The organism is Pseudomonas sp. URMO17WK12:I6, assembly GCF_003253625.1.
In the GTDB taxonomy this organism is placed as follows: domain Bacteria; phylum Pseudomonadota; class Gammaproteobacteria; order Pseudomonadales; family Pseudomonadaceae; genus Aquipseudomonas.
In genome coordinates this window covers 69,784-89,765 of sequence record NZ_QKYZ01000015.1, presented here as the reverse complement: position 1 = coordinate 89,765, position 19,982 = coordinate 69,784, and the positions used below count along the sequence as shown (strand labels likewise).

21 protein-coding genes, 1 tRNA gene and 1 pseudogene are annotated in these 19,982 nt (G+C 58.8%); 7 read left to right on the top strand and 16 right to left on the bottom strand.

What is annotated here, in order from left to right:
* Positions 1–6 precede the first annotated feature (6 nt).
* A complete protein-coding gene (locus F475_RS23770) occupies positions 7–954 on the top strand; it encodes a DMT family transporter (protein WP_111454858.1) in 948 nt (315 codons plus the stop codon).
* A gap of 147 nt (positions 955–1,101) precedes the next feature.
* Positions 1,102–2,037, top strand: coding sequence for a LysR family transcriptional regulator (locus F475_RS23765; protein WP_086944837.1), 936 nt, complete (start codon positions 1,102–1,104; stop codon positions 2,035–2,037).
* Positions 2,038–2,040: 3 nt separating this feature from the next.
* On the opposite strand, the gene F475_RS23760 is transcribed toward F475_RS23765, so the two are convergent.
* From F475_RS23760 to dapA, 8 genes are all read right to left on the bottom strand, one after another.
* Complete coding sequence (locus F475_RS23760) at positions 2,041–2,403, bottom strand: 5-carboxymethyl-2-hydroxymuconate Delta-isomerase (RefSeq protein ID WP_111454857.1); 363 nt, start codon at positions 2,401–2,403, stop codon at positions 2,041–2,043.
* A 52-nt stretch (positions 2,404–2,455) separates the two neighbouring features.
* A complete protein-coding gene (locus tag F475_RS23755; protein ID WP_018926773.1) occupies positions 2,456–3,382 on the bottom strand; it encodes a LysR substrate-binding domain-containing protein in 927 nt (308 codons plus the stop codon).
* 169 nt (positions 3,383–3,551) lie between these two features.
* Positions 3,552–3,743, bottom strand: coding sequence for a DUF1508 domain-containing protein (locus F475_RS23750; RefSeq protein WP_111454856.1), 192 nt, complete (start codon positions 3,741–3,743; stop codon positions 3,552–3,554).
* Between the two features lie 339 nt (positions 3,744–4,082).
* Positions 4,083–4,172, bottom strand: a tRNA-Ser gene (locus F475_RS23745).
* An 84-nt stretch (positions 4,173–4,256) separates the two neighbouring features.
* A complete protein-coding gene (gene purC, locus F475_RS23740) occupies positions 4,257–4,970 on the bottom strand; it encodes a phosphoribosylaminoimidazolesuccinocarboxamide synthase (protein ID WP_018926775.1) in 714 nt (237 codons plus the stop codon).
* A 28-nt stretch (positions 4,971–4,998) separates the two neighbouring features.
* On the bottom strand, positions 4,999–5,757 hold the full coding sequence (locus F475_RS23735) for an MBL fold metallo-hydrolase (protein ID WP_064619723.1): 759 nt from the start codon (positions 5,755–5,757) through the stop codon (positions 4,999–5,001).
* Positions 5,758–5,761: 4 nt separating this feature from the next.
* Positions 5,762–6,877 carry an outer membrane protein assembly factor BamC gene (bamC, locus tag F475_RS23730; protein WP_018926776.1) on the bottom strand — a complete coding sequence of 372 codons (1,116 nt, stop codon included), beginning with the start codon at positions 6,875–6,877 and terminating at the stop codon, positions 5,762–5,764.
* A 17-nt stretch (positions 6,878–6,894) separates the two neighbouring features.
* Positions 6,895–7,773 carry a 4-hydroxy-tetrahydrodipicolinate synthase gene (dapA, locus tag F475_RS23725; protein WP_007941448.1) on the bottom strand — a complete coding sequence of 293 codons (879 nt, stop codon included), beginning with the start codon at positions 7,771–7,773 and terminating at the stop codon, positions 6,895–6,897.
* A 326-nt stretch (positions 7,774–8,099) separates the two neighbouring features.
* Here dapA and F475_RS23715 point away from each other — a divergent pair, with 326 nt between their 5' ends.
* Together F475_RS23715 and F475_RS23710 are read left to right on the top strand one after the other, a co-directional pair.
* On the top strand, positions 8,100–8,660 hold the full coding sequence (locus F475_RS23715; RefSeq protein WP_007898662.1) for a glycine cleavage system protein R: 561 nt from the start codon (positions 8,100–8,102) through the stop codon (positions 8,658–8,660).
* Positions 8,661–8,670: 10 nt separating this feature from the next.
* On the top strand, positions 8,671–9,144 hold the full coding sequence (locus F475_RS23710) for a peroxiredoxin (protein WP_018926778.1): 474 nt from the start codon (positions 8,671–8,673) through the stop codon (positions 9,142–9,144).
* 108 nt (positions 9,145–9,252) lie between these two features.
* Here F475_RS23710 and F475_RS23705 read toward each other — a convergent pair.
* Together F475_RS23705 and F475_RS23700 are read right to left on the bottom strand one after the other, a co-directional pair.
* Positions 9,253–10,324, bottom strand: a pseudogene (locus tag F475_RS23705) (AI-2E family transporter).
* Between the two features lie 31 nt (positions 10,325–10,355).
* Positions 10,356–10,595: a sulfurtransferase TusA family protein gene (locus F475_RS23700; protein ID WP_007941445.1), complete on the bottom strand. Its 240-nt coding sequence runs from the start codon at positions 10,593–10,595 to the stop codon at positions 10,356–10,358.
* Positions 10,596–10,692: 97 nt separating this feature from the next.
* Between F475_RS23700 and F475_RS23695 the strand changes: the two genes are divergently transcribed.
* Complete coding sequence (locus tag F475_RS23695; RefSeq protein ID WP_018926780.1) at positions 10,693–12,126, top strand: M48 family metalloprotease; 1,434 nt, start codon at positions 10,693–10,695, stop codon at positions 12,124–12,126.
* Positions 12,127–12,201: 75 nt separating this feature from the next.
* Here the strand turns inward: F475_RS23695 and F475_RS23690 are convergent, their stop codons facing one another.
* The 4 genes from F475_RS23690 to rpoE form a co-directional block, all read right to left on the bottom strand.
* The gene (locus tag F475_RS23690) at positions 12,202–13,632 is read right to left on the bottom strand and encodes a DegQ family serine endoprotease (RefSeq protein ID WP_019647985.1); all 1,431 of its coding nucleotides are present in this window, start codon (positions 13,630–13,632) and stop codon (positions 12,202–12,204) included.
* 246 nt (positions 13,633–13,878) lie between these two features.
* On the bottom strand, positions 13,879–14,841 hold the full coding sequence (locus tag F475_RS23680) for a MucB/RseB C-terminal domain-containing protein (RefSeq protein ID WP_064619726.1): 963 nt from the start codon (positions 14,839–14,841) through the stop codon (positions 13,879–13,881).
* Between the two features lie 8 nt (positions 14,842–14,849).
* The gene (locus tag F475_RS23675; protein WP_018926783.1) at positions 14,850–15,437 is read right to left on the bottom strand and encodes a sigma-E factor negative regulatory protein; all 588 of its coding nucleotides are present in this window, start codon (positions 15,435–15,437) and stop codon (positions 14,850–14,852) included.
* A gap of 30 nt (positions 15,438–15,467) precedes the next feature.
* Entirely contained in the window at positions 15,468–16,049 is a 582-nt protein-coding gene (rpoE, locus tag F475_RS23670) for an RNA polymerase sigma factor RpoE (RefSeq protein ID WP_003172477.1), read from the bottom strand.
* 557 nt (positions 16,050–16,606) lie between these two features.
* Here rpoE and nadB point away from each other — a divergent pair.
* Positions 16,607–18,223 carry an L-aspartate oxidase gene (gene nadB, locus F475_RS23665; protein WP_018926784.1) on the top strand — a complete coding sequence of 539 codons (1,617 nt, stop codon included), beginning with the start codon at positions 16,607–16,609 and terminating at the stop codon, positions 18,221–18,223.
* Here nadB and F475_RS23660 read toward each other — a convergent pair.
* Together F475_RS23660 and F475_RS23655 are read right to left on the bottom strand one after the other, a co-directional pair.
* Entirely contained in the window at positions 18,192–18,644 is a 453-nt protein-coding gene (locus F475_RS23660; RefSeq protein ID WP_086944832.1) for a protein YgfX, read from the bottom strand. The two genes, nadB and F475_RS23660, sit on opposite strands and share 32 nt — an antisense overlap.
* Positions 18,628–18,882, bottom strand: a complete 255-nt coding sequence (locus F475_RS23655; RefSeq protein ID WP_007941436.1) for a succinate dehydrogenase assembly factor 2 — start codon at positions 18,880–18,882, stop codon at positions 18,628–18,630. The genes F475_RS23660 and F475_RS23655 overlap by 17 nt, the downstream gene beginning before the upstream one ends.
* Before the next feature lie 148 nt (positions 18,883–19,030).
* Here F475_RS23655 and F475_RS23650 point away from each other — a divergent pair, with 148 nt between their 5' ends.
* Positions 19,031–19,972, top strand: coding sequence for a folate-binding protein YgfZ (locus F475_RS23650; RefSeq protein ID WP_111454855.1), 942 nt, complete (start codon positions 19,031–19,033; stop codon positions 19,970–19,972).
* The last annotated feature ends 10 nt before the right edge of the window (positions 19,973–19,982 follow it).

Below are 19,982 nucleotides of genomic sequence, written 5' to 3'. Positions count from 1 at the left end.
CCCACCATGAAACGCACAGGTTTTGCTGCCGCTCACGTCGGCATGTTGCTCTGGGCGCTGTTGATTGCCGTCTCGTTTTCCGCGGCAGCCCAGGTCAGCCAGGCCATCGACCCGATTCTGCTGACCGGGTTGCGCTTGTTGTGTTGCGCCCTGGTGTTTTTACCCCTGCTGCTGTTCAAGGGCGATACCGCCATGACCGCCCGCGGCCTGCTCGGTCATGCCGTGCTCGGCATGCTGCTGGCGCTGTACTTCGGCTCGTTGTTCGAAGCACTGCGTTACACTTCGGCGGTGAACACCGGGACGATGTTCACTCTGGTGCCGTTGCTGACACTGCTGTTCGAAGCCATCCTGACACCCGACAGCCGCCTGAAACAACGCGTGTTGCCCATGCTGGTTGCCGCGGCCGGCGCCATGCTGCTGGTATTGAAAGGCGCAGGCCCCGGCGAACTGCCGTCGCTGTACGCGGTATCGGTGTATGCGGTCGGTTGCCTGGCAATGGCGCTCTACTCGCCCCTGAGTCAACGGCTCAAGGCCAGCAGCCTCAAGGGGCGCGGCCCGGTGGGCATGACTTTCTGGAACATGCTGTTCGGCGCACTGTTTCTATTGGCGTTTTGTGGATTCAGCGGCGGCTGGCGTTCGGCGTCGTTGCTGAGCGCGAGCGATCTCTGGTGGTTGATCTACCTGGCACTGTTTGCCACCCTGGCGACTTTCTGGCTGCTGCATCGAGCCATTGGCGTGATCGCCCCTTCCTCAGTCATTTCCTACATCTACCTGAGCACCCTGTTCATCACACTGTTCCACTGGTTGTGGTTACGCCAGTCGCCACGTGCACTGGAAATCATCGGCGCGTTGCTGGTGGGCGTCGGCATGTTGGCGCTGTTAATATCCAGCCGCGATGCGATGCCTGCACAGCAATCAGCGCTGAAGGCTTCTGGCCATGTTTCGGGTGATTGAACTCACAAGTCGTGTTCATAACACTATCTGTCCCACAACTGACCATGAAATATCCTACAAGGCATTCTCTTGGTACTATCGTTCCGCTAAGATCATTCGCACACGTTTGCGCACGGTCAGCGCAAGGAGCACAGCGAGACAGAACGGATGCTGAACAGTAACTTGCTTAGAAAGCTCGATATGCAAGACCTCATGGTATTTGTTGCCGTGTATGAGCAAAGCAGCGTCACCGGTGTGTCGGAGGCACTTTGCGTCAGCCAGTCCACCGTGAGTTACTGCCTGAAAAAACTGCGCACCAGTTTCGAAGACGAGTTATTCATCAATACCCGCACGGGTATGCGCCCCACCTACAAAGCCAGCACCATGTATGCCCATGTGCTGAAGATTCTCGAAAGCATCAACCTGTGTCACGCCGGGACACCAACGTTCGATCCGACCTTGCAACCAGTCACCTTCAATATCTGTGCGCCGGAATACTTCGAGCAACTGATCCTGCCGCGCCTGTTGAAGAGCTTCGATTTCGCCGACCTGCCGGTGATGGTCAACATGCACAAGTTCGAAACCGACATCCCGGCCGAAGAACTGCGCGACGGCAGCCTCGACCTGGTGATCTGTTTCGGCCCGAACTTTCATCGAAGCCACACCGACTTCAACTCCAGACGACTACTGGAGGACGATCTGGTCTGCGTCTTCGACAAACGCGCCACGCCGCTGGAGCCGCGCTTGAGCCTGCAAGCGTTCACTGAACGTCGGCATGTGTTCCCGACGCCCTGGACGTCCACCACCAACATGGTTGACGGCTGGCTGGCTCAACAGGCCCACAAACGCCAGATTGTCGCGCGCTCCAACAGCTACAGCGCGGCACTGAAGATGATCACCGGCACCGACTTCATCCTGACCTTGCCCCGGCGCATCCAGCAATTGCTGGCCAATGAGGCGATCTTCAATCACTGCGAAGCGCCCAATGGTTTACCGGGCTTCACCCTGGACATGCAGTGGAGTCAAAGCGTCGACCAGGACAGCGCCAACACCTGGCTGCGCGAGCAAGTGATCAAGGCCTGCGCCGAGCAGGAAATGGCCTGAAACTCAGAGGCCGATGGCAGTCTTGGTGTAGGACTCTCGATCGATGTCGATGATTTCCACACAGAGTTGAACCTCAACCCCTACCGGCCATTCGCACACATCCTGCACCACCGCCAGCAGGCTGTCAGACAACTGCTTCTTGATCTGCGGCGAGCGACCGCTCAACAGCGCCAGCTTTACATGCATGAACGCCCGCTCGCCCGGTGCGGTACCCACCCTGAAAGTCTCGACCTTCACCGCACGGGCCTTGATGTCGAACTCTTCAAACTGCCCCGAAGCGACCAGCGCGTTGTTGAGTCGCATCAATGCCACATCGGCATTCAGTTCGGACAGGTTGGCGGTGTATTCCATGTGCAGGTGGGGCATGACGGGGTTCCTGAGGATTGGCAGAAAGGTCGTAGATATAACACCGCCCTGCTCACTCTGTCAGCGGAAGGATCGGACGTTCACTCATAAACGCCTCCAGGCGCGAGCGCAGCCAGCGTTCAGCCGGGTCGCTGTCGACATGGCTGAGCCAGACCATGGACAGGTCCAGGGTCGGCGTCTTGAACGGAAACGGCTCCTTGAACAGTTGGCCTGACGCAGCCATCGCCTCCGCCGTGTAGTCAGGCAGGCTGGCGATCAGGTCGGTGCCGGCGAGCAAGGCCGGCAATGAACTGTATTGCGGGACGGAGAGCACGACGTGGCGCGTACGGCCGATCTCCGCCAGCCATTCATCGGCGTAGCCACTGACATTGGCGGTGTGGGACACCAGCACGTGCGGTCGCGCGCAATATTCATCGAGGGTCAACGGCGTGTCCGACGCATCTGCACGCAAGATACTGGGCTGGATATGTCGCAACAACTTGCGTTTGGCGTTGGCCGGCAGGCCGCGGGTCTGGCTGATACCAACGGTGATATCGCCAGACGCCAGCAAGTCGGGAATGCGCCAGTAGTCGACATGCTGGACCACGAACACCACCTTCGGCGCTTCCTGGCGCAAAGAACGCAGCAGTGGCGGTAACAGACCGAACTCGACATCGTCCGAAAGCCCGATGCGAAACGTCATGGTGCTGCTGAGCGGATCGAAATCGTGGGTCAGGCTCAAGGCCACCGACAGCGAATCCAGTGCCGGCGACAGGTGCTGAATAATCTCCTCGGCCCGCGCTGTCGGCTCCATGCGATGGCCGACCCGAATGAACAGCGGATCGTTGAACATCGTCCGCAAGCGGTTCAGCGCCGCACTGATGGTCGGCTGACCGAGGAACAGCTTCTCCGCCACCCGCGTGACGTTGCGTTCGAGCATCAATGTCTCGAACACCACCATCAGGTTGATGTCGGCCTTGCGTAGTTCGTTGCGATTCATCCGTTGCACCCCGGTCCCCAAGACTGGATGACAGTTTAGGGAGGTGTCGCGATCGGCGTCTATGCAGGTTGGCAAACGACCCGATCCATAAAATCCGGGGGCACTCACCACTCAGGAGCGCCCGACTGAAACGAAGCTGCTCTGATTGAGCAGCTTCACCGCCTGGAACCTATATCTCCTTGACCGGTGTCTGCTCTTGAGTCCCTTTGATCAAACCGATGGCATGCATGCAATCAGACTTGTTGACGTAAGCCTCCCCACTGGCAATCGTTTCATGATTCCCCGCTCGCAAACGCCAGCGCCATTGGCCCTTGCCGGTCTGTGAGGTGCCACGGGTTTGCCTGTAAATCTCAAAGTACATTGATCGCTCCTTGCGATGGCTGATTACGACAGATCAGAGACCTGCGAAACCAGAGTAGATGAGGAATTTTTGCGGCAACGTCTTTCAATGTCAGGGGATATTTCGAAGGAAAAACCTTGATTGCCGAAACGATCAATGAATACGGGGGACGGTAATTAGAACGACTTGGCGAAGTAACTTTTCCTGTGGATGGACATATCTTTCTTACTCTGTCGTGCTGATTTTTCCGACACCAAAAGCTTGGGAAAAAAGAGGGACGGATGCGAAAGTGACCCGATGGAAAAAGCTGCGCAAACGAAAAAGCCCCGTAGATTTTCATCTACGGGGCTTTTCTATGTATGGCGGAGAGATAGGGATTCGAACCCTAGGTACCGGTGAAGGTACAACGGATTTCGAATCCGTCCCATTCGGCCACTCTGGCATCTCTCCAACGGCGCGCATCATAACAGCACAATCGCCGGAAGCGAACCCCCTTTAGCGATTTTTTTCCGTGCTATCAGATGCTTGCGTCGATTAAAGCGGTACGCCCAGACGGTTGGCGACTTCTTCGTAGGCTTCGATGACGTCACCGAGGCCCTGACGGAAGCGGTCCTTGTCCATTTTCTTCTTGGTGGCCTTGTCCCACAGACGGCAGCCGTCCGGGCTGAATTCGTCGCCCAGAACGATGGAGCCGTCGGAGAACACGCCAAATTCGAGTTTGAAGTCGACCAGCAGCAGGCCGGCGTCGTCGAACAGTTTGCTCAGTACTTCGTTGACCTTGAGCGACAGTTCTTTCATGCGAACCAGTTGCTCGGCGGTGCCCCAACCGAATGCCACTACGTGGGATTCGTTGATGAACGGGTCGCCCTTGGCGTCGTCCTTCAGGAACAGTTCGAAGGTGTAAGGGTTGAGCTTCATACCCTCTTCAACACCCAGGCGCTTGACCAGGCTGCCGGCGGCGTAGTTACGCACGACGCACTCGACCGGAATCATGTCGAGTTTTTTCACCAGGCATTCGTTGTCACCCAGCAGTTTGTCGAATTGAGTCGGCACGCCGGCTGCTTCGAGTTTCTGCATGATGAAAGCGTTGAACTTGTTGTTCACCATGCCTTTGCGGTCGAGCTGCTCGATACGCTTGCCGTCGAACGCCGAGGTGTCGTTGCGAAACAGCAGGATCAAGCGGTCAGCGTCGTCGGTCTTGTAAACCGATTTGGCTTTGCCGCGGTAGAGTTCTTCACGTTTTTCCATGATGGGCTCCGCTTGCTAAGTAGGTGGGCTAGGCGATGTATCGCCAGTCGAGCCCTGAATCTTGATCGGCCAGTTGCAGCCAGTCCGGGTCGCACCCGAGGGTGTCGACAAAACATTGCCGGGCCAGCTGCGGCAGGTTGTTCTTGCTGCTCAGATGGGCCAGGACCAGGTGTTGCAGGCCTTGCCAGCCCAACTCGGCCACCAGGAATGCCGCCTGATGGTTGTTCAAATGTCCCAATTCACCGCCCACCCGCTGCTTGAGAAAGTACGGGTAGTGACCGCGAGCCAGCATGTCACGGCAATGGTTGGCCTCGATCATCAACGCATCGAGGTCCCGATAGCCGTCCAGCACCTTGTTGCAGTATGAGCCCAGGTCGGTCAACAGGCCGAAACGCCGCTGACCGTCGCTGAAAACATACTGCGTCGGCTCCTGTGCATCATGGGCCACGGCAATGACGCCGATGCTCAGAGGGCCGATTTGCAGTTGCTCGCCGCCAGCCAGAAGGCCTGCGGGTTCAATCGGTTTGCGCATCCCGCGCAGGGTCCCGCGACTGAGGTAGACAGGCAGATTGTAACGCCGAGACAGTAAACCCACGCCATGCACGTGATCGGCATGTTCGTGGGTCACAAGTATCGCGCTCAACTGCGCAGGGTTCACCCCAAGGCGCAGCAGGCGTTTTTCGGTTTCCCGCAAGGAGAAACCACAATCCACCAGCACATACGTGTCATCGCTGGCTACCAGCGTGCCGTTCCCTTGGCTACCGCTGCCGAGAACGGCAAAACGCATGCGATCAGCCCAGGTTGTCCTGAATCACGGTCAACACTTTGCGCGCCACGTCTGCTGGCGCCACGGTGTTGATGTTTTTCTCGACGGTGACTTGTACGTTCTCGCCGACCTTGCTCAGGCGAACCTGATAACGCTCGGCGCGGGCTTCAACTTCTTCCTTGTTCGGCTTGCTGCCGAACAGGCTGCCGAAGAAACCTGGCTGCTCATCCTTCTTCTCGGCCTTTTCGGCGAGGTTGATGTAGTACAGGCCCAGGCTGCGGTTGATGTCTTCAACACGCCATTCGCCCTGTTCCAGCGCACGACCGACGCTCGACCAGGCACGATCCAGGTCGGTACCGACGTTGAGCACCGGGTTGCCGCTGCCATCCTCGGTCAGGCTGACACGGCTTGGCGTATCGAAATCACGCGAGGCCAGCATGGAGACCGAACCGCCCTTCTCCGAAGTACGGCTCATGCTCGCGAGCATGTCGTCGACCAATGCTGCGTCCAGGCCGGTGTTGACCGAACGATTGGTGAAGTCGACGTTGGCGGTGCTGCCGGCAGGACGCTCGGCGCTGACCACATAGACTTCACTGGTGTTGCGCTGCACGCCTGGCTCGATACGCACCCGTACGCGGGTTTCGCTGTCGGCGCCGACACCGGCCGCGCTCAGGCGCTTGGCCATGGCTGCGGACAGTTCGTCGGAATGTTGCCAGGTGGTAGTGAACTCACCGGTTTGCGGGCGCTGTTCGTCCAGACGGAAACCGTTGTCCTGGAAGAACTGCACGGCCACTGGCCAGACTTCGGCCGGTGGGTTCTGAGCCATGATCCAACGCGAATCGCCGCTCTTCTGCAAGGAGTAGGCGCTGATATCAGCCGCCGCCGACAGCGGCTGCGGACGAGGCACGACATATTCGCCCTTGGCGGTATCGTCGGCCACATTGCGCGGGATCGGCAACAGTGGATCCAGACGCTTGGAGGTGCTGACGTTCGGTGGCAGTTGCATCGGTGCAGTCTGTTGCGCTTCCAGGTAATCGCTACCACGGTCACGGAAATAACCTTCCGGGCCCCAGATCCATCCGCAGCCACTGGTGCTGGAGATAATCAAGGCAAGTGCGGAAAGTCCGGCCATTCGCTTCATGCGTAGTACTTCCTCAATTAAACCAGGACGCCGGACTGGCGCATGGCCTGCCGCAGCGGTTCGTGACAGGCAGCACTGAGCCAGGTGAGCGGCAGACGGATACCGTCCGGCATCAGGCCCATTTCATGCAGCGCCCATTTCACGGGGATAGGGTTGGATTCGATAAACAGGGTTTTATTGAGTGGCATCAGCTTTTCGTGGATCGCCCGGGCTTTGACGGCATCACCGGCCATCGCAGCGGCGCACAGCTCGCTCATGGCGCGCGGCGCAACGTTGGCGGTCACCGAAATGTTGCCCTTGCCACCGAGCAGCATCAGCTCGACCGCGGTCGCATCGTCACCGGAATAGACCAGGAAGTCGCTACTCACGCCGGCCAGGATGTCCTTGGCGCGCTGCAGGTCGCCCGTGGCTTCCTTGATGCCGATGATGTTCTTCACGGTCGACAGGCGGATTACCGTCTCGGCCTGCATGTCGCACGCGGTACGACCCGGCACATTGTAAAGAATCTGCGGGATATCGACCGCTTCGGCGATGGCGCGGAAGTGCAGGTACAGGCCTTCTTGCGTCGGCTTGTTGTAATAAGGGGTTACCAGCAGGCACGCATCGGCGCCAGCGTTCTTCGCGTTGGTCGTCAGTTCGATCGCTTCACGCGTCGAATTGGCGCCCGTACCGGCGATCACCGGAATACGCCCTGCAACCTGGGCAACCACGCGACGAATCACTTCGATGTGCTCGTTCACGTCAAGCGTGGCCGACTCACCCGTAGTGCCGACCGCCACGATGGCGTTGGTGCCCTCTTGCAGGTGGAAGTCCACCAGTTTGCTCAGGCTGTCCCAGTCGAGACGACCCTGTGCATCCATGGGTGTGACCAGTGCCACCATACTGCCCGCAATCATGCAACCGCTCCTGCCGGAAAAAGAGAGCGGTAATGGTACTGGCGCCAAGATGCTTGTACAAGCGAAGTACTGCGCTGCCGCCATTCCCCTTGGCGCTGCTTTTCGCTACCCTTCAGACTTTGATCGGTACTGATAAGCTCGTACGCCGGTTTCCAGCCTCCATTTTCGGCATCACAAGCCCCGATCCAGCGTTGCCACCCCTCGCTCTTGCCATACTGGAGCACGTTGCAACCTTCGGCTGGGGGTTTGTGAATTCGCATCCGCAGGCTCGTCCCGGCAAAAAGCCCATAAACAGTATCGACCGCTCATCGCTTTAGGAATGCTGCATGTCCACCCCCACAGTTCGCGAACAATTCCTTGTCATCAGTGCCCTCGGCGCCAACCCCATGGAGCTGACTAACGTCCTGTGCCGCGCCAGCCATGAAAACCGCTGCGCCGTGGTCACCTCTCGCCTGACGCGTCATGGCGAATGCAGCGCGCTGATCCTTGAGATCTCCGGCAGCTGGGACGCCCTGGCGCGCCTCGAAGGCAGTCTGCCAGTACTGGCCAAACGACACGCTTTCACTGTCAACGTGGTGCGCAGCGCAGCCCTGGAGAACCGCCCCCAGGCCCTGCCGTACGTCGCCTACGTCAGCTCGGCCTACCGCCCGGACATCATCAACGAGCTGTGCCAGTTCTTCATGGACCACAACGTCGAGCTGGAGAATCTGACCTGCGACACCTATCAGGCTCCGCAGACCGGCGGCACCATGCTCAACGCCACGTTTACCGTGACCTTGCCGGCCGGTACCCAGATCAGCTGGCTGCGCGACCAGTTCCTGGATTTCGCCGACGCCATGAACCTGGACGCACTGATTGAACCGTGGCGCCCACAAAACCCAATGTAAGGAAGCTTTCATGGCCGTAGCCATCGACCAACCGGTTGCCGACTTCGAAGCACCCGCCACCAGCGGGCAGACCGTCAGCCTCGCGGCCCTCAAAGGCAAGCAAGTGGTGATTTACTTCTACCCGAAGGACAGCACGCCGGGCTGCACCACCGAAGGCCAGGGTTTTCGCGACCAGTACGCGGCGTTCAAGGCGGCCAACACCGAGGTGTTCGGCCTATCTCGCGACAGCCTGAAGTCTCACGAAAACTTCAAGTGCAAGCAGGAGTTCCCCTTCGAGCTGATCAGCGACAAGGACGAAGCCATCTGTCAGCTGTTCGACGTGATCAAGCTTAAAAAGCTCTACGGCAAGGAATATATGGGTGTTGATCGCAGCACGTTCCTGATCGACAAGGATGGCGTGCTGCGTCAGGAATGGCGCGGCGTGAAGGTGCCGGGGCATGTGGATGCGGTTTTGGCGGCTGCTCAGGCGCTGAACAAGGCCTGATTTTTTGGGCGTCTATTCGGACGCCTTCGCGGGCAAGCCCGCTCCCATAGGGATGGTATGAACCCTGTGGGAGCGGGCTTGCCCGCAAAGAGGCCCTGAAATCGACGATCAAAGCAGCGGCGACACCTCCGGCTCCTTGCGCGGCCAGGCATCCAGCACGGCTTTGAACAACGTCGCCAGGGGAATCGCAAAGAACACGCCCCAAAAGCCCCACAACCCGCCAAACAGCAGCACCGCGCAGATGATCGCCACCGGGTGCAGGTTGACCGCCTCCGAGAACAGCAGCGGCACCAGCACGTTACCGTCCAGCGTCTGGATGATCCCGTAGACCGCCATCAAATAGATGAACTGATCGCTCCACCCCCATTGGAACAGCGCAATCAGCAGCACCGGCACGGTCACCACCACCGCCCCGACATAGGGCACCACTACCGACACACCCACCAACAACGCCAGCAGCGCCGCATAGTTGAGCCCCAGCGCCACGAAAGCGATGTAGGTCACGCCCCCACAAATGAAGATTTCGATGACCTTGCCACGAATGTAATTGGCAATCTGCCGGTTCATTTCCTGGGCGACTCGAGTGATCAGCGCTCGCTCCCGCGGCAGGTAACCACGCACCCACTGGCCGATCATCTCCCGGTCCTTGAGGAAGAAGAACACCAGGATCGGCACCAGCACCAGGTAGATCATGATGTTCACCAGCAGCGGCAAGCTCGACAACGAGAACGTCAGCGCCCACTGGCCGAATTTGCCGATCTCGCCCCGCGCCACTTCGATTGCCTGTAGCACTTGCTCATCCGACACCAGATGCGGATAACGCTCGGGAAGCAGCAATAGCAGTGATTGCCACTTGGCGAGCATGCCGGGCAATTCGTTGAACAGCGTGATCAACTGATGCCAGAGCAATGGCACCACGACGATGATGAATACCAGCAGCCCCCCCCATGAACAACGCGAAGACCAGCCCCACCGCCGCGGCCCCCGGCAGACGCAGGCGCTCGAGGATCACCACCAACCCCTGCATCAGATACGCCAGCACCATCCCGGCCAGCACTGGCGCAAGCATTCCACCCAGGGTGAGTACGGCGGTAAATGCCAGAAACAGCAGCACCGCCAGCACCACGGCCTCTTCATCCGAGAAATAGCGCTGAATCCAGTCGCGTAACACTTTGAACATCAATAATCCTTAGGAACGAACGCCGCAGGTTTCAGGCTTTTTTCAACCAATAACGGTAAACGCCCGCCTCATCTTCTTCACGAAGCAGCGTATGACCGGCCAATCGGGCAAAGGTGCGAAAATCGCGCTGAGAGCCCGCATCGGTGGCAATCACCTTGAGCACCGCCCCGCTGGCCAGTCGGTTGAGTTCCATCTTGGCCTTGAGCAACGGCAGCGGACAATTCAGACCGCTGGCGTCCAGCTCGGCGTCGTGGGTTACAGCGTCAGTCATCGAATCACTCCGGGGCAGGGGTTGAGTCACTTAGAATATCTGGTCCCAAGCGTAGTGTCCGGCTACAGTAACGTCTTTGTCGACTAAGGCTTTGTGCATGACTTTTTTGCGCCCTACCCTGCTGACGCTCGCTTGCCTGCTCGCCTCACCGGGCTTCGCCGACGACTTGCCGTCACTCGGTGACGCCAGTTCTGCCATCGTCTCGCCGCAACAGGAATACCAACTGGGCCGTGCGTGGCTGGCGATGCTGCGCAGCCAGGTGTCGCAACTCAACGATCCGCAACTCAAGGATTACGTCGAGTCGAGCGTCTACCGACTGGTGGAGACCAGCCAGGTCAATGACCGACGCCTGGAGTTCATCCTGATCAACAGCCCACAGCTCAACGCTTTCGCTGCGCCGGGCGGGATCGTCGGCGTCAACGGGGGCTTGTTCCTCAACGCCCAGACCGAAGGCGAATATGCCTCGGTCCTGGCCCACGAACTGGCCCACTTGTCGCAGCGTCACTTCGCCCGTGGTGTCGAAGCCTCGCAACGCATGCAAGTTCCTATGATGGCTGCATTGCTGGCCGGGATCGTGATTGCCGCTGCCGGCGCAGGCGATGCCGGGATCGCAACCATTGCCGGCACCCAGGCGGCGGCGATGCAGGAACAACGACGGTTCTCGCGCCAGAACGAACAGGAAGCCGACCGTATCGGCATCATGAATCTGGAGAAGGCCGGTTACGATCCGCGCTCGATGCCGACCATGTTCGAACGGCTGATGCGCCAGTACCGCTACGATGCCAAGCCGCCGGAATTCCTGCTGACTCACCCGGTGACCGAATCGCGTATCGCCGACACCCGCAACCGTGCCGAACAGGCCAAACCGGGCGGTATCGAAGACAGCATGCGTTATCAGCTGATTCGTGCACGCGTGCAGCTGATCTATGAAGAAACCCCAGGCTTGGGTGCCAAGCGCTTCCGCGCCCAACTCGATGAAAACCCGAAAAACGACGTCGCGCGCTATGGCCTGGCAATCGCCCAGATCAAGGGCGGCCAGCTGAATGAAGCTCGCGAGAACCTCAAGCAGCTGCTGACCAAGTCGCCGAACGAGATCATCTACAACCTGGCGCAGGTCGATCTGGACATCACCAATAATCGTCTGCCCGATGCTCAGTCACGGGTTGACCGGATGCTGACTCAGTATCCGGGCAACTACCCACTGAATCAGGTGCGTGTCGATCTGCTGCTCAAGCAGAATCGAGCAGCCGATGCGGAAAAAGCGCTGGAGAACCTGCTCAAGACCCGCCCCGAAGATCCGGACGTCTGGTACCTGGTGGCCGAGACTCGCGGCCTGTCGGGCAACATCATCGGCCTGCATCAAGCTCGTGCAGAGTACTTCGCACTGATCGGCGATTATCGCCAGGCGATCCAGCAACTGGACTTCGCCAAACGCAAGGCGGGCAGCAACTTCCCGCTGTCATCGCGGATCGACGCACGGCAACGCGAGCTGATGGAGCAGGAACGCATGGTCAAGGACATGATGGGCTGACCGCTTCGAGGTCAAAATTCAGGTACAAAAAAACCGCCTCTTTCGAGGCGGTTTTTTATTCAGCCGACAACCGGTTTATTCAGCCAGCTTGAAGGTGATGAAGCTGGCGCGACCCTGGCGCAGAACCCGCATCGACACCGAGCGGTTCTTCGGCAACGCCTTGGCAATCTCGGTGAACTCCTTGGTGGAGCCGATCGCCTGGTTGTTCAGGTGAGTGATCACATCACCAGGCTGCAAGCCGATCAGGGCAGCAGGACCGTCCTGCACGTCCTTGATTACCACACCACCTTTAAGGTCGTAGGCTTTCTTCTGCTCATCGGTCAATTCGGCCACGGAAACACCCAGGCGATTGCTGCTGCGCTCCGCGCCAGATTTAGGCTGGGCGTCCAGCTCTTTGCCTTCTTCAGGGATAGCGCCGACGGTCAGCTCGACATTCTTGCGTTTGCCTTCGCGGATCACCTCAAGATTGGCTTTCGAGCCGGCCTTCAGCGCACCCACCAAGTGCGGCAGATCGGCGGACATGACGATCGGTTGACCGTTCATGCTCAGGATCACGTCGCCCACTTGCAGGCCACCCTTGGCAGCCGGACCGTCATCCTGGATCTGAGCCACCAGCGCACCGGCCGGTTTCTCAAGACCGAACGACTCGGCCAGATCTTTGCTCACTTCCTGGATCACCACACCCAACCAGCCACGGCTGACTTTACCGCCGCTTTTCAGCTGATTGGAAACGTCCATCGCCACATCGATAGGGATCGCGAACGACACGCCCATGAAGCCGCCGGAACGGGTGTAGATCTGCGAGTTGATGCCGACCACTTCACCGGCCAGGTTGAACAGCGGACCACCGGAGTTACCCGGGTTGATCGGCACGTCGGTCTGGATGAACGGAACATAGTTTTCGTTCGGCAGGCTGCGACCGATGGCACTGACGATGCCTTGGGTCACTGTGTGATCAAAGCCGAACGGCGAGCCGATGGCCACGACCCACTGACCGGCCTTCAGGTCCTGCGATTTGCCGAGCTTCAGAACCGGCAGGTTCTTGCCTTCGATTTTCAGCAAGGCGACGTCGGAACGCGGATCGGTACCGATCAGCTTGGCTTTCAACTCACTGCGATCGGCGAGGCGCACGAGAATCTCGTCGGCATCGGCGATCACATGGTTGTTTGTCAGGATGTAGCCGTCAGGCGAAATGATGAAACCCGATCCCAGGGACTGCGCTTCGCGCTGGCGATCGCCACGAGGTGAGCGTGGCTGCTGCGGCATACCACGCTCAAAGAACTCGCGCAGCATCGGCGGCAAGCCTTCAAGATCAGGCATTTGCTCGCTGGACACTTTGCGTTCCGGCAACTTCTGGGTAGTACTGATGTTCACCACCGCGGGCGAGGCCTGCTCGACCAGTTGCGTGAAGTCAGGCAAGTCGGCCGCTTGCGCAGTGACCGCCTGACCGAGCACCAGCACGGTGGCAAAAATGGAGAGATAAGACTTCAAGCGTGGTATCGACATACGGCTCCCGTTACGACGAGCATGGTTAAGCGATATGGAGCAAGGAACACCGGAAACGATACGCCGGTATTTTTGTTCCGGGAACAACAAACAAGGCCAGAGCCGAGGGGCTCTGACCTATAAAAAATTTTCGGGATATTTGCAAATGAAAATGCTCGGCAAAACATTTCGAGGCCTCAACGACGGGGTAGCTATTGCCAACCTCCCGCACCCTACAGCCCCGATTGATGAGCATGACTGATCAGCTCACTGCTTGTTGGTAGCCGCGGCATCGTTGCGCATGGACAGCGCAATCCGTTCGGCGGTACCAATCGGTATTTCACCGACCACGGTCACCATTATTTCGCCTTGCGGAGTGGTCAAGCGACGGGACACAGCGACTGTTGGCCCCAGCTGGGTACGGGTGTCGGTGACTGTTGCCCCATTCAATGGCTCAAGGAACACCGAGAATCGGGCCAGACCGTCGTCGAACATCAGACTGTTGACCTGGACTTTGGTATCCGGATCCTTGTGAGAGTTACTGCTGGTCAGTTCGAAACCTGGCGGCAACCAGTCAGAATGCCAGACCTGCGCAGTCTTGACGGCGGACGCCTTGTCACTGTCCAGGTTAATGGGCTTGCACTCGGAACCTGCCTGCAAATCGCTGTCGGAAGGCACCTCGGCAGTATCCAGCCGAGTGAACTGGAACCGTTCCAGCAGTTGCCCTTTGTCATTGAGCAACAATGACTTCAACGGCAAGCCTGTTTCCTTGTCCAGATGCAGCTCAAAACCATAGCGGTGCTGATCGCGAGGTGTCAACGAGACGATCACCGCCGAACGCCCGGCCACGCGCGACTTGCCGATGACGGCAAGGTCATACCAATTCTTTAGCTTTTGTGGATCGAGTGCACGAGCAGCGGAGTTGGGTGAGTCCCCCAGCCCTGCCATCAGGGTGCCGCTGACGCATTGAGTATGCCCATCAATGCGCACGACTTCCTGGGCCGAACCGTCGAGCTGAAGTAAACGCTCTTGGACTTTGCCATCCTGGACGCGATGCCAGATGTTATGGGTAGAAAAACTACCGTTACGCTCGTAGACGAAAGTACCGTGAAAGCTCTGCGTTTGCTCCGCCTGTCCCAGACGCTTCAGCCAGTCCTGGGCTTCATCGGCATGGGCTGGAACAATAAACCAGCCACTGAGCAGAAGCGTAAGTAGAGGTATGGCGCGCATGATCCTCCTTAACGGTTTTCCAGGCTTGCTGCACGAGCGTAAGGCAGAGCGCTCTCAGTACCTTTCAGTGCAGCCTGTTGAGCATGTTGGCGCAAGTAACCTGGCAGACGCTGATCGTGCCAGCCTGGCTGACCTTGCAATACACCGTTAGCCATAGGGCCAGTGGCGTCCGAACTCTCATTGTAGCCTGCCAATACAGCCGGGCCCTTGACCTGAGGAGTGCTCAGACTTGGCTGATTCGAATGCTGAGCCAGTTCGACACCTGCGATCTCGTCCTGGTTGTACAGACGTACACCTGCCAGCACGGCAATGGTCACCGAGGCAGCGACTGCCAGACGACCCAGGCTGCGCCATGGACCACGAGAGGCTTTTGCCGGTACGGCTTCGTCAGCCAGCGCAGCAGAAACTGCCGCAGCGATGTCCAGACGAGGGAGCAGCAGGTCCTTGTGCATGACTGCCCGAGCGATCTGGTAACGAGCCCAGGTTTCGCGGGTTTCAACATCGTCGAAGGCATTCAACACCCGACGCAATTCCAGTTCGTCCGCTTCGTTATCCATCACTGCGGACAGCGATTCCTGCAGGGCTTCACGACTCATGGCGTTCCTCTCTTGGCTGTCGCCGCTGTCTCAGTTTTCCTGCAACAACGGCTGCAGGGCTTTATCGATGGCCTCCCGGGCGCGGAAGATCCGGGAGCGCACGGTACCCACCGGACACTGCATGACGCTGGCAATGTCCTCGTAACTCAGACCATCGAATTCACGTAAAGTTAAAGCCGTACGCAAATCTTCTGGCAGTTGCTGAATGGTTCGATGGACGGTGCCTTCGATCTCATCCCGCAGCAATGCACGTTCTGGCGACTCGAGATCCTTGAGGCCATGATCGCCATCATAGAACTCTGCATCCTCGGAACTGACATCGCTATCCGGCGGCCGGCGGCCGCGTGAAACCAGATAGTTTTTCGCCGTGTTGATGGCGATACGGTAAAGCCACGTATAAAACGCGCTATCTCCGCGAAAATTACCAAGTGCACGGTACGCCTTGATAAAGGCTTCCTGTGCGACATCCTGGGCTTCATGGGTGTCGTGCACGAAACGCACGATCAACCCGAGAATTTTGTGCTGGTATTTCAGCACTAGCAGATCGAAAGCTCGCTTGTCGCCGCGTTGAACGCGCTCGACCAGCTGCTGATCCTCTTCCTGGGTTAGCATGAACACTCCTCGATAAGCTCGAAGGAGGCTTGCATTACTGAACGACCAGACTTGCAAACATAGACTCGGGCTTTTCGCAAAAGTTCTCCCCCTCCAAGCAAGTTTCCTGCGGGCTCTGATTTGGCACGCACGAAAAGCGCAGCGCGGGAAACCCAGGCTGCGCGAATAATCTTGTCATCGGATTCGTCAGCAGGGACCTAACCGCAAGTCCCGCACCGAAACCGACACTGTCCCTTGTTCCAGGCAACCGTCTATTGATCTTGAGCCTTTGGCAAAAGTTCCATATTTATAGCCGCCTGAAACCGACATTGTGCAACCGTGAAACGAAAAAGACTGTTAAATCCACGATACAGTCGCCTTGTCGCCAACACAGTCAAAAAAACTTCCGACGAAGAGTCCAGTCTTTTCCGTCACAGTAGTTTCACAATGCCATGTGGGCCCGGCTATTGTGCCGCTCCCCCCCTCTATATACTAGTGGGCTGTGTGGCTGTCCTGACTCGCCGATCCAGCTGTCTTGCGCCACCCCCGACCCGGGTCGCTTTGAGCGGAATCCTGAAATGAGCCAACAGTTTCAACACGATGTTCTGGTAATTGGCAGCGGTGCTGCCGGCTTGAGTCTTGCGCTGACCTTGCCCGGTCATTTGCGCATCGCCGTATTGAGCAAAGGCGACCTCGCCAATGGCTCGACCTTCTGGGCCCAGGGCGGTGTCGCCGCCGTCCTGGATGACACCGATACTGTCGAGTCCCACGTCGACGATACCCTCAACGCCGGGGGTGGCCTGTGCCATGAAGACGCCGTGCGCTTTACCGTCGAGCACAGCAGAGAAGCGATTCAATGGCTGATCGACCAAGGCGTACCCTTTACCCGTGACGAACAGTCCGGCACCGAAGACGGCGGTTTCGAGTTTCACCTGACCCGCGAAGGCGGTCACAGCCATCGACGCATCATCCACGCCGCCGATGCGACAGGTGCGGCGATCTTCAGAACCCTGCTCGACCAGGCCATACAGCGGCCCAACATCGAGCTGCTGGAACAGCGGGTCGCAATCGATCTGATCACCGAAAAGCGCCTGGGCCTTGAAGGCGACCGCTGCCTCGGTGCCTACGTCCTCAACCGCAGCACGGGTGAAGTCGACACTTACGGTGCGCGCTTCGTGATCCTTGCGTCGGGCGGCGCGGCGAAGGTCTACCTCTATACCAGCAACCCTGATGGCGCCTGCGGTGATGGCATCGCCATGGCCTGGCGTTCGGGCTGCCGGGTGGCGAACCTGGAGTTCAACCAGTTCCACCCGACCTGCCTTTATCACCCGCAAGCCAAGAGTTTCCTGATAACCGAAGCCCTGCGCGGCGAAGGCGGACACTTGAAGCTGCCTAACGGCGAACGCTTCATGCAGCGCTTCGATCCACGGGCCGAGCTGGCACCACGGGACATCGTCGCCCGCGCCATCGACCATGAGATGAAGCGCCTGGGTATCGACTGCGTTTACCTGGACATCAGCCACAAGCCTGAAGACTTCATCAAGACGCACTTCCCGACGGTCTATGAACGCTGCCTGGAATTCTCGATCGACATCACCAAACAACCGATTCCGGTGGTGCCGGCGGCGCACTACACCTGCGGCGGCGTGATGGTCGATCAGCGGGGCCGCACCGACGTGCCGGGCCTGTATGCGATTGGTGAAACCAGCTTCACCGGCCTGCATGGCGCCAACCGCATGGCCAGCAACTCGCTGCTGGAATGTTTCGTTTATGCCCGTTCGGCGGCGACGGACATTCTTGAGCAGTTGCCAGAGGTGTCGATTCCGACCGCCCTGCCCGTCTGGGATGCCAGCCAGGTCACCGACTCCGACGAAGACGTGATCATCGCGCACAACTGGGACGAACTGCGGCGATTCATGTGGGACTATGTGGGCATCGTGCGCACCAACAAGCGCCTGCAACGAGCCCAGCACCGAGTGCAGTTATTGCTGGACGAAATCGACGAGTTCTACAGCAACTATAAAGTGAGCCGAGACCTGATCGAGCTGAGGAACCTGGCTCAGGTAGCAGACCTGATGATCCGGTCGGCCATGGAACGCAAGGAAAGTCGCGGCCTGCATTACACCCTCGACTACCCGAACCTGCTGCCGGTCGCCCTGGACACTATTCTGGTGCCGCCCACCTACGCCGACTGAACTTGAGCCGAACCCGCAGGCGTCGGTGCACATCCGCCGCCTGCGAATCCCGCGGCACGCATATCGCCCTGACACCTCGCTCGCCCCGCAGGCGAAAGCGCAGCACCACAACCAACGGCAGCGCCAGGCTGTCCGGCCGTAGCTGTACGGGTTGCCAACCTTGCGCCTGACTCCACAACTGCCAGCCATCGGCATCGCGACGCAAGCCGCGAAAAGCCTGTGGGTGTGTCAGCAGAATCTGTCGCGGCAATACCCAAATGCTGTGAGCCACGCACAACGCTACGCCGAGCAGGTTGGCCCAGAGCGGTATCGAGAGAAGAAACAACGAACCCAACGCGAACAGCTGGGCGAGAAGATAGGCCGCCAGCAACTGCCGTGAGGCATGCCAGCGGCATTCGAACGCGTTACTTGGGCTGGACACGATCCAGGATCATGCGAACCATGCGCTGCAGCTCCGGATCTTCCGATTCGGCGCGTTCCATGAACCAGCCGAACATGTCCTGATCCTCGCACTCCAGCAGGCGGACATACAGCGCGCGATCTACCTCGTTCAGATTCGCGTAAACCTCTTTCACGAACGGCACCAGAAGCACGTCAAGTTCCAGCATGCCGCGACGGCTGTGCCAAAAGAGGCGGTTCAGTTCAACGTTATCGACCATGGAGCGCTCCTCAAATAGGCCGCAAGTATACAGCCCCGAGGCGAGCCGAACAGTCGGCTTTGGTCGGCACTGACGATCCTTTGTGAACTACCCATTTCAAGGGCGCCCCCTTATGATGTCCCTCAGACTCTTTACCCTGCGATGACCCATGGCCGATTCTGCTTTTTTCTGCACCCTGTCTCACGAAGGCGTTCTCGCGGTACGCGGCTCGGATGCCAGCAAATTCCTGCAAGGCCAATTGACTTGCAATCTCAATTACCTGAGCGACACCCAGGCCAGCCTTGGCGCGCGTTGCACGCAGAAAGGCCGGATGCAGTCGAGTTTCCGCATTCTGCTGGAAGGCGACGGAGTGCTCATGGCGATGGCCAGCGAGCTGCTGGAGCCGCAACTGGCGGACCTGAAAAAGTACGCGGTGTTCTCCAAATCGAAACTGACCGACGAAAGTGCCGGCTGGGTTCGTTTTGGCCTTGAGCATGGCGATGCGGCACTGGCCAGCCTGGGCCTGGCGCTACCGGTCGACACCGACAGCGTCGTGCGCAATGACGGCCTGATCGCCCTTCGTGTCTCGCCTGAGCGCGCTGAACTCTGGGTGGGCGCCGATCAAGCCGACACCATCAAGGGCAAGCTGTCCGCCCTGCTGACCGAAGGCGATCTGAATCAATGGCTGCTGGGCCAGATCCGCGCTGGGATCGGCCAGGTCATGCCAAGCACCCGCGAGCTGTTCATCCCGCAGATGCTCAATCTGCAAGCCGTCGGCGGCGTGAGCTTCAAGAAGGGTTGCTACACTGGCCAGGAAATCGTTGCGCGCATGCAATACCTGGGCAAACTCAAGCGTCGTCTGTATCGCTTGCAACTGGAAGGTAGTGAACTGCCTGAACCCGGCACGCCACTGTTTTCCCCGACTCACGGCAGTTCGATTGGTGAAGTGGTGATCGCTGCTCGCACCGAGCAAAACATTGAACTCCTGGCCGTGCTGCAAGCCGAAGCTGCAGAAGATGGCAACCTGCACCTTGGCGCACTCGAAGGTCCGGGCCTGCATTTGCTCGACCTGCCTTACCAACTGGATCGTGATCGCGAAATCCAGCGTTAACAGCAGCACT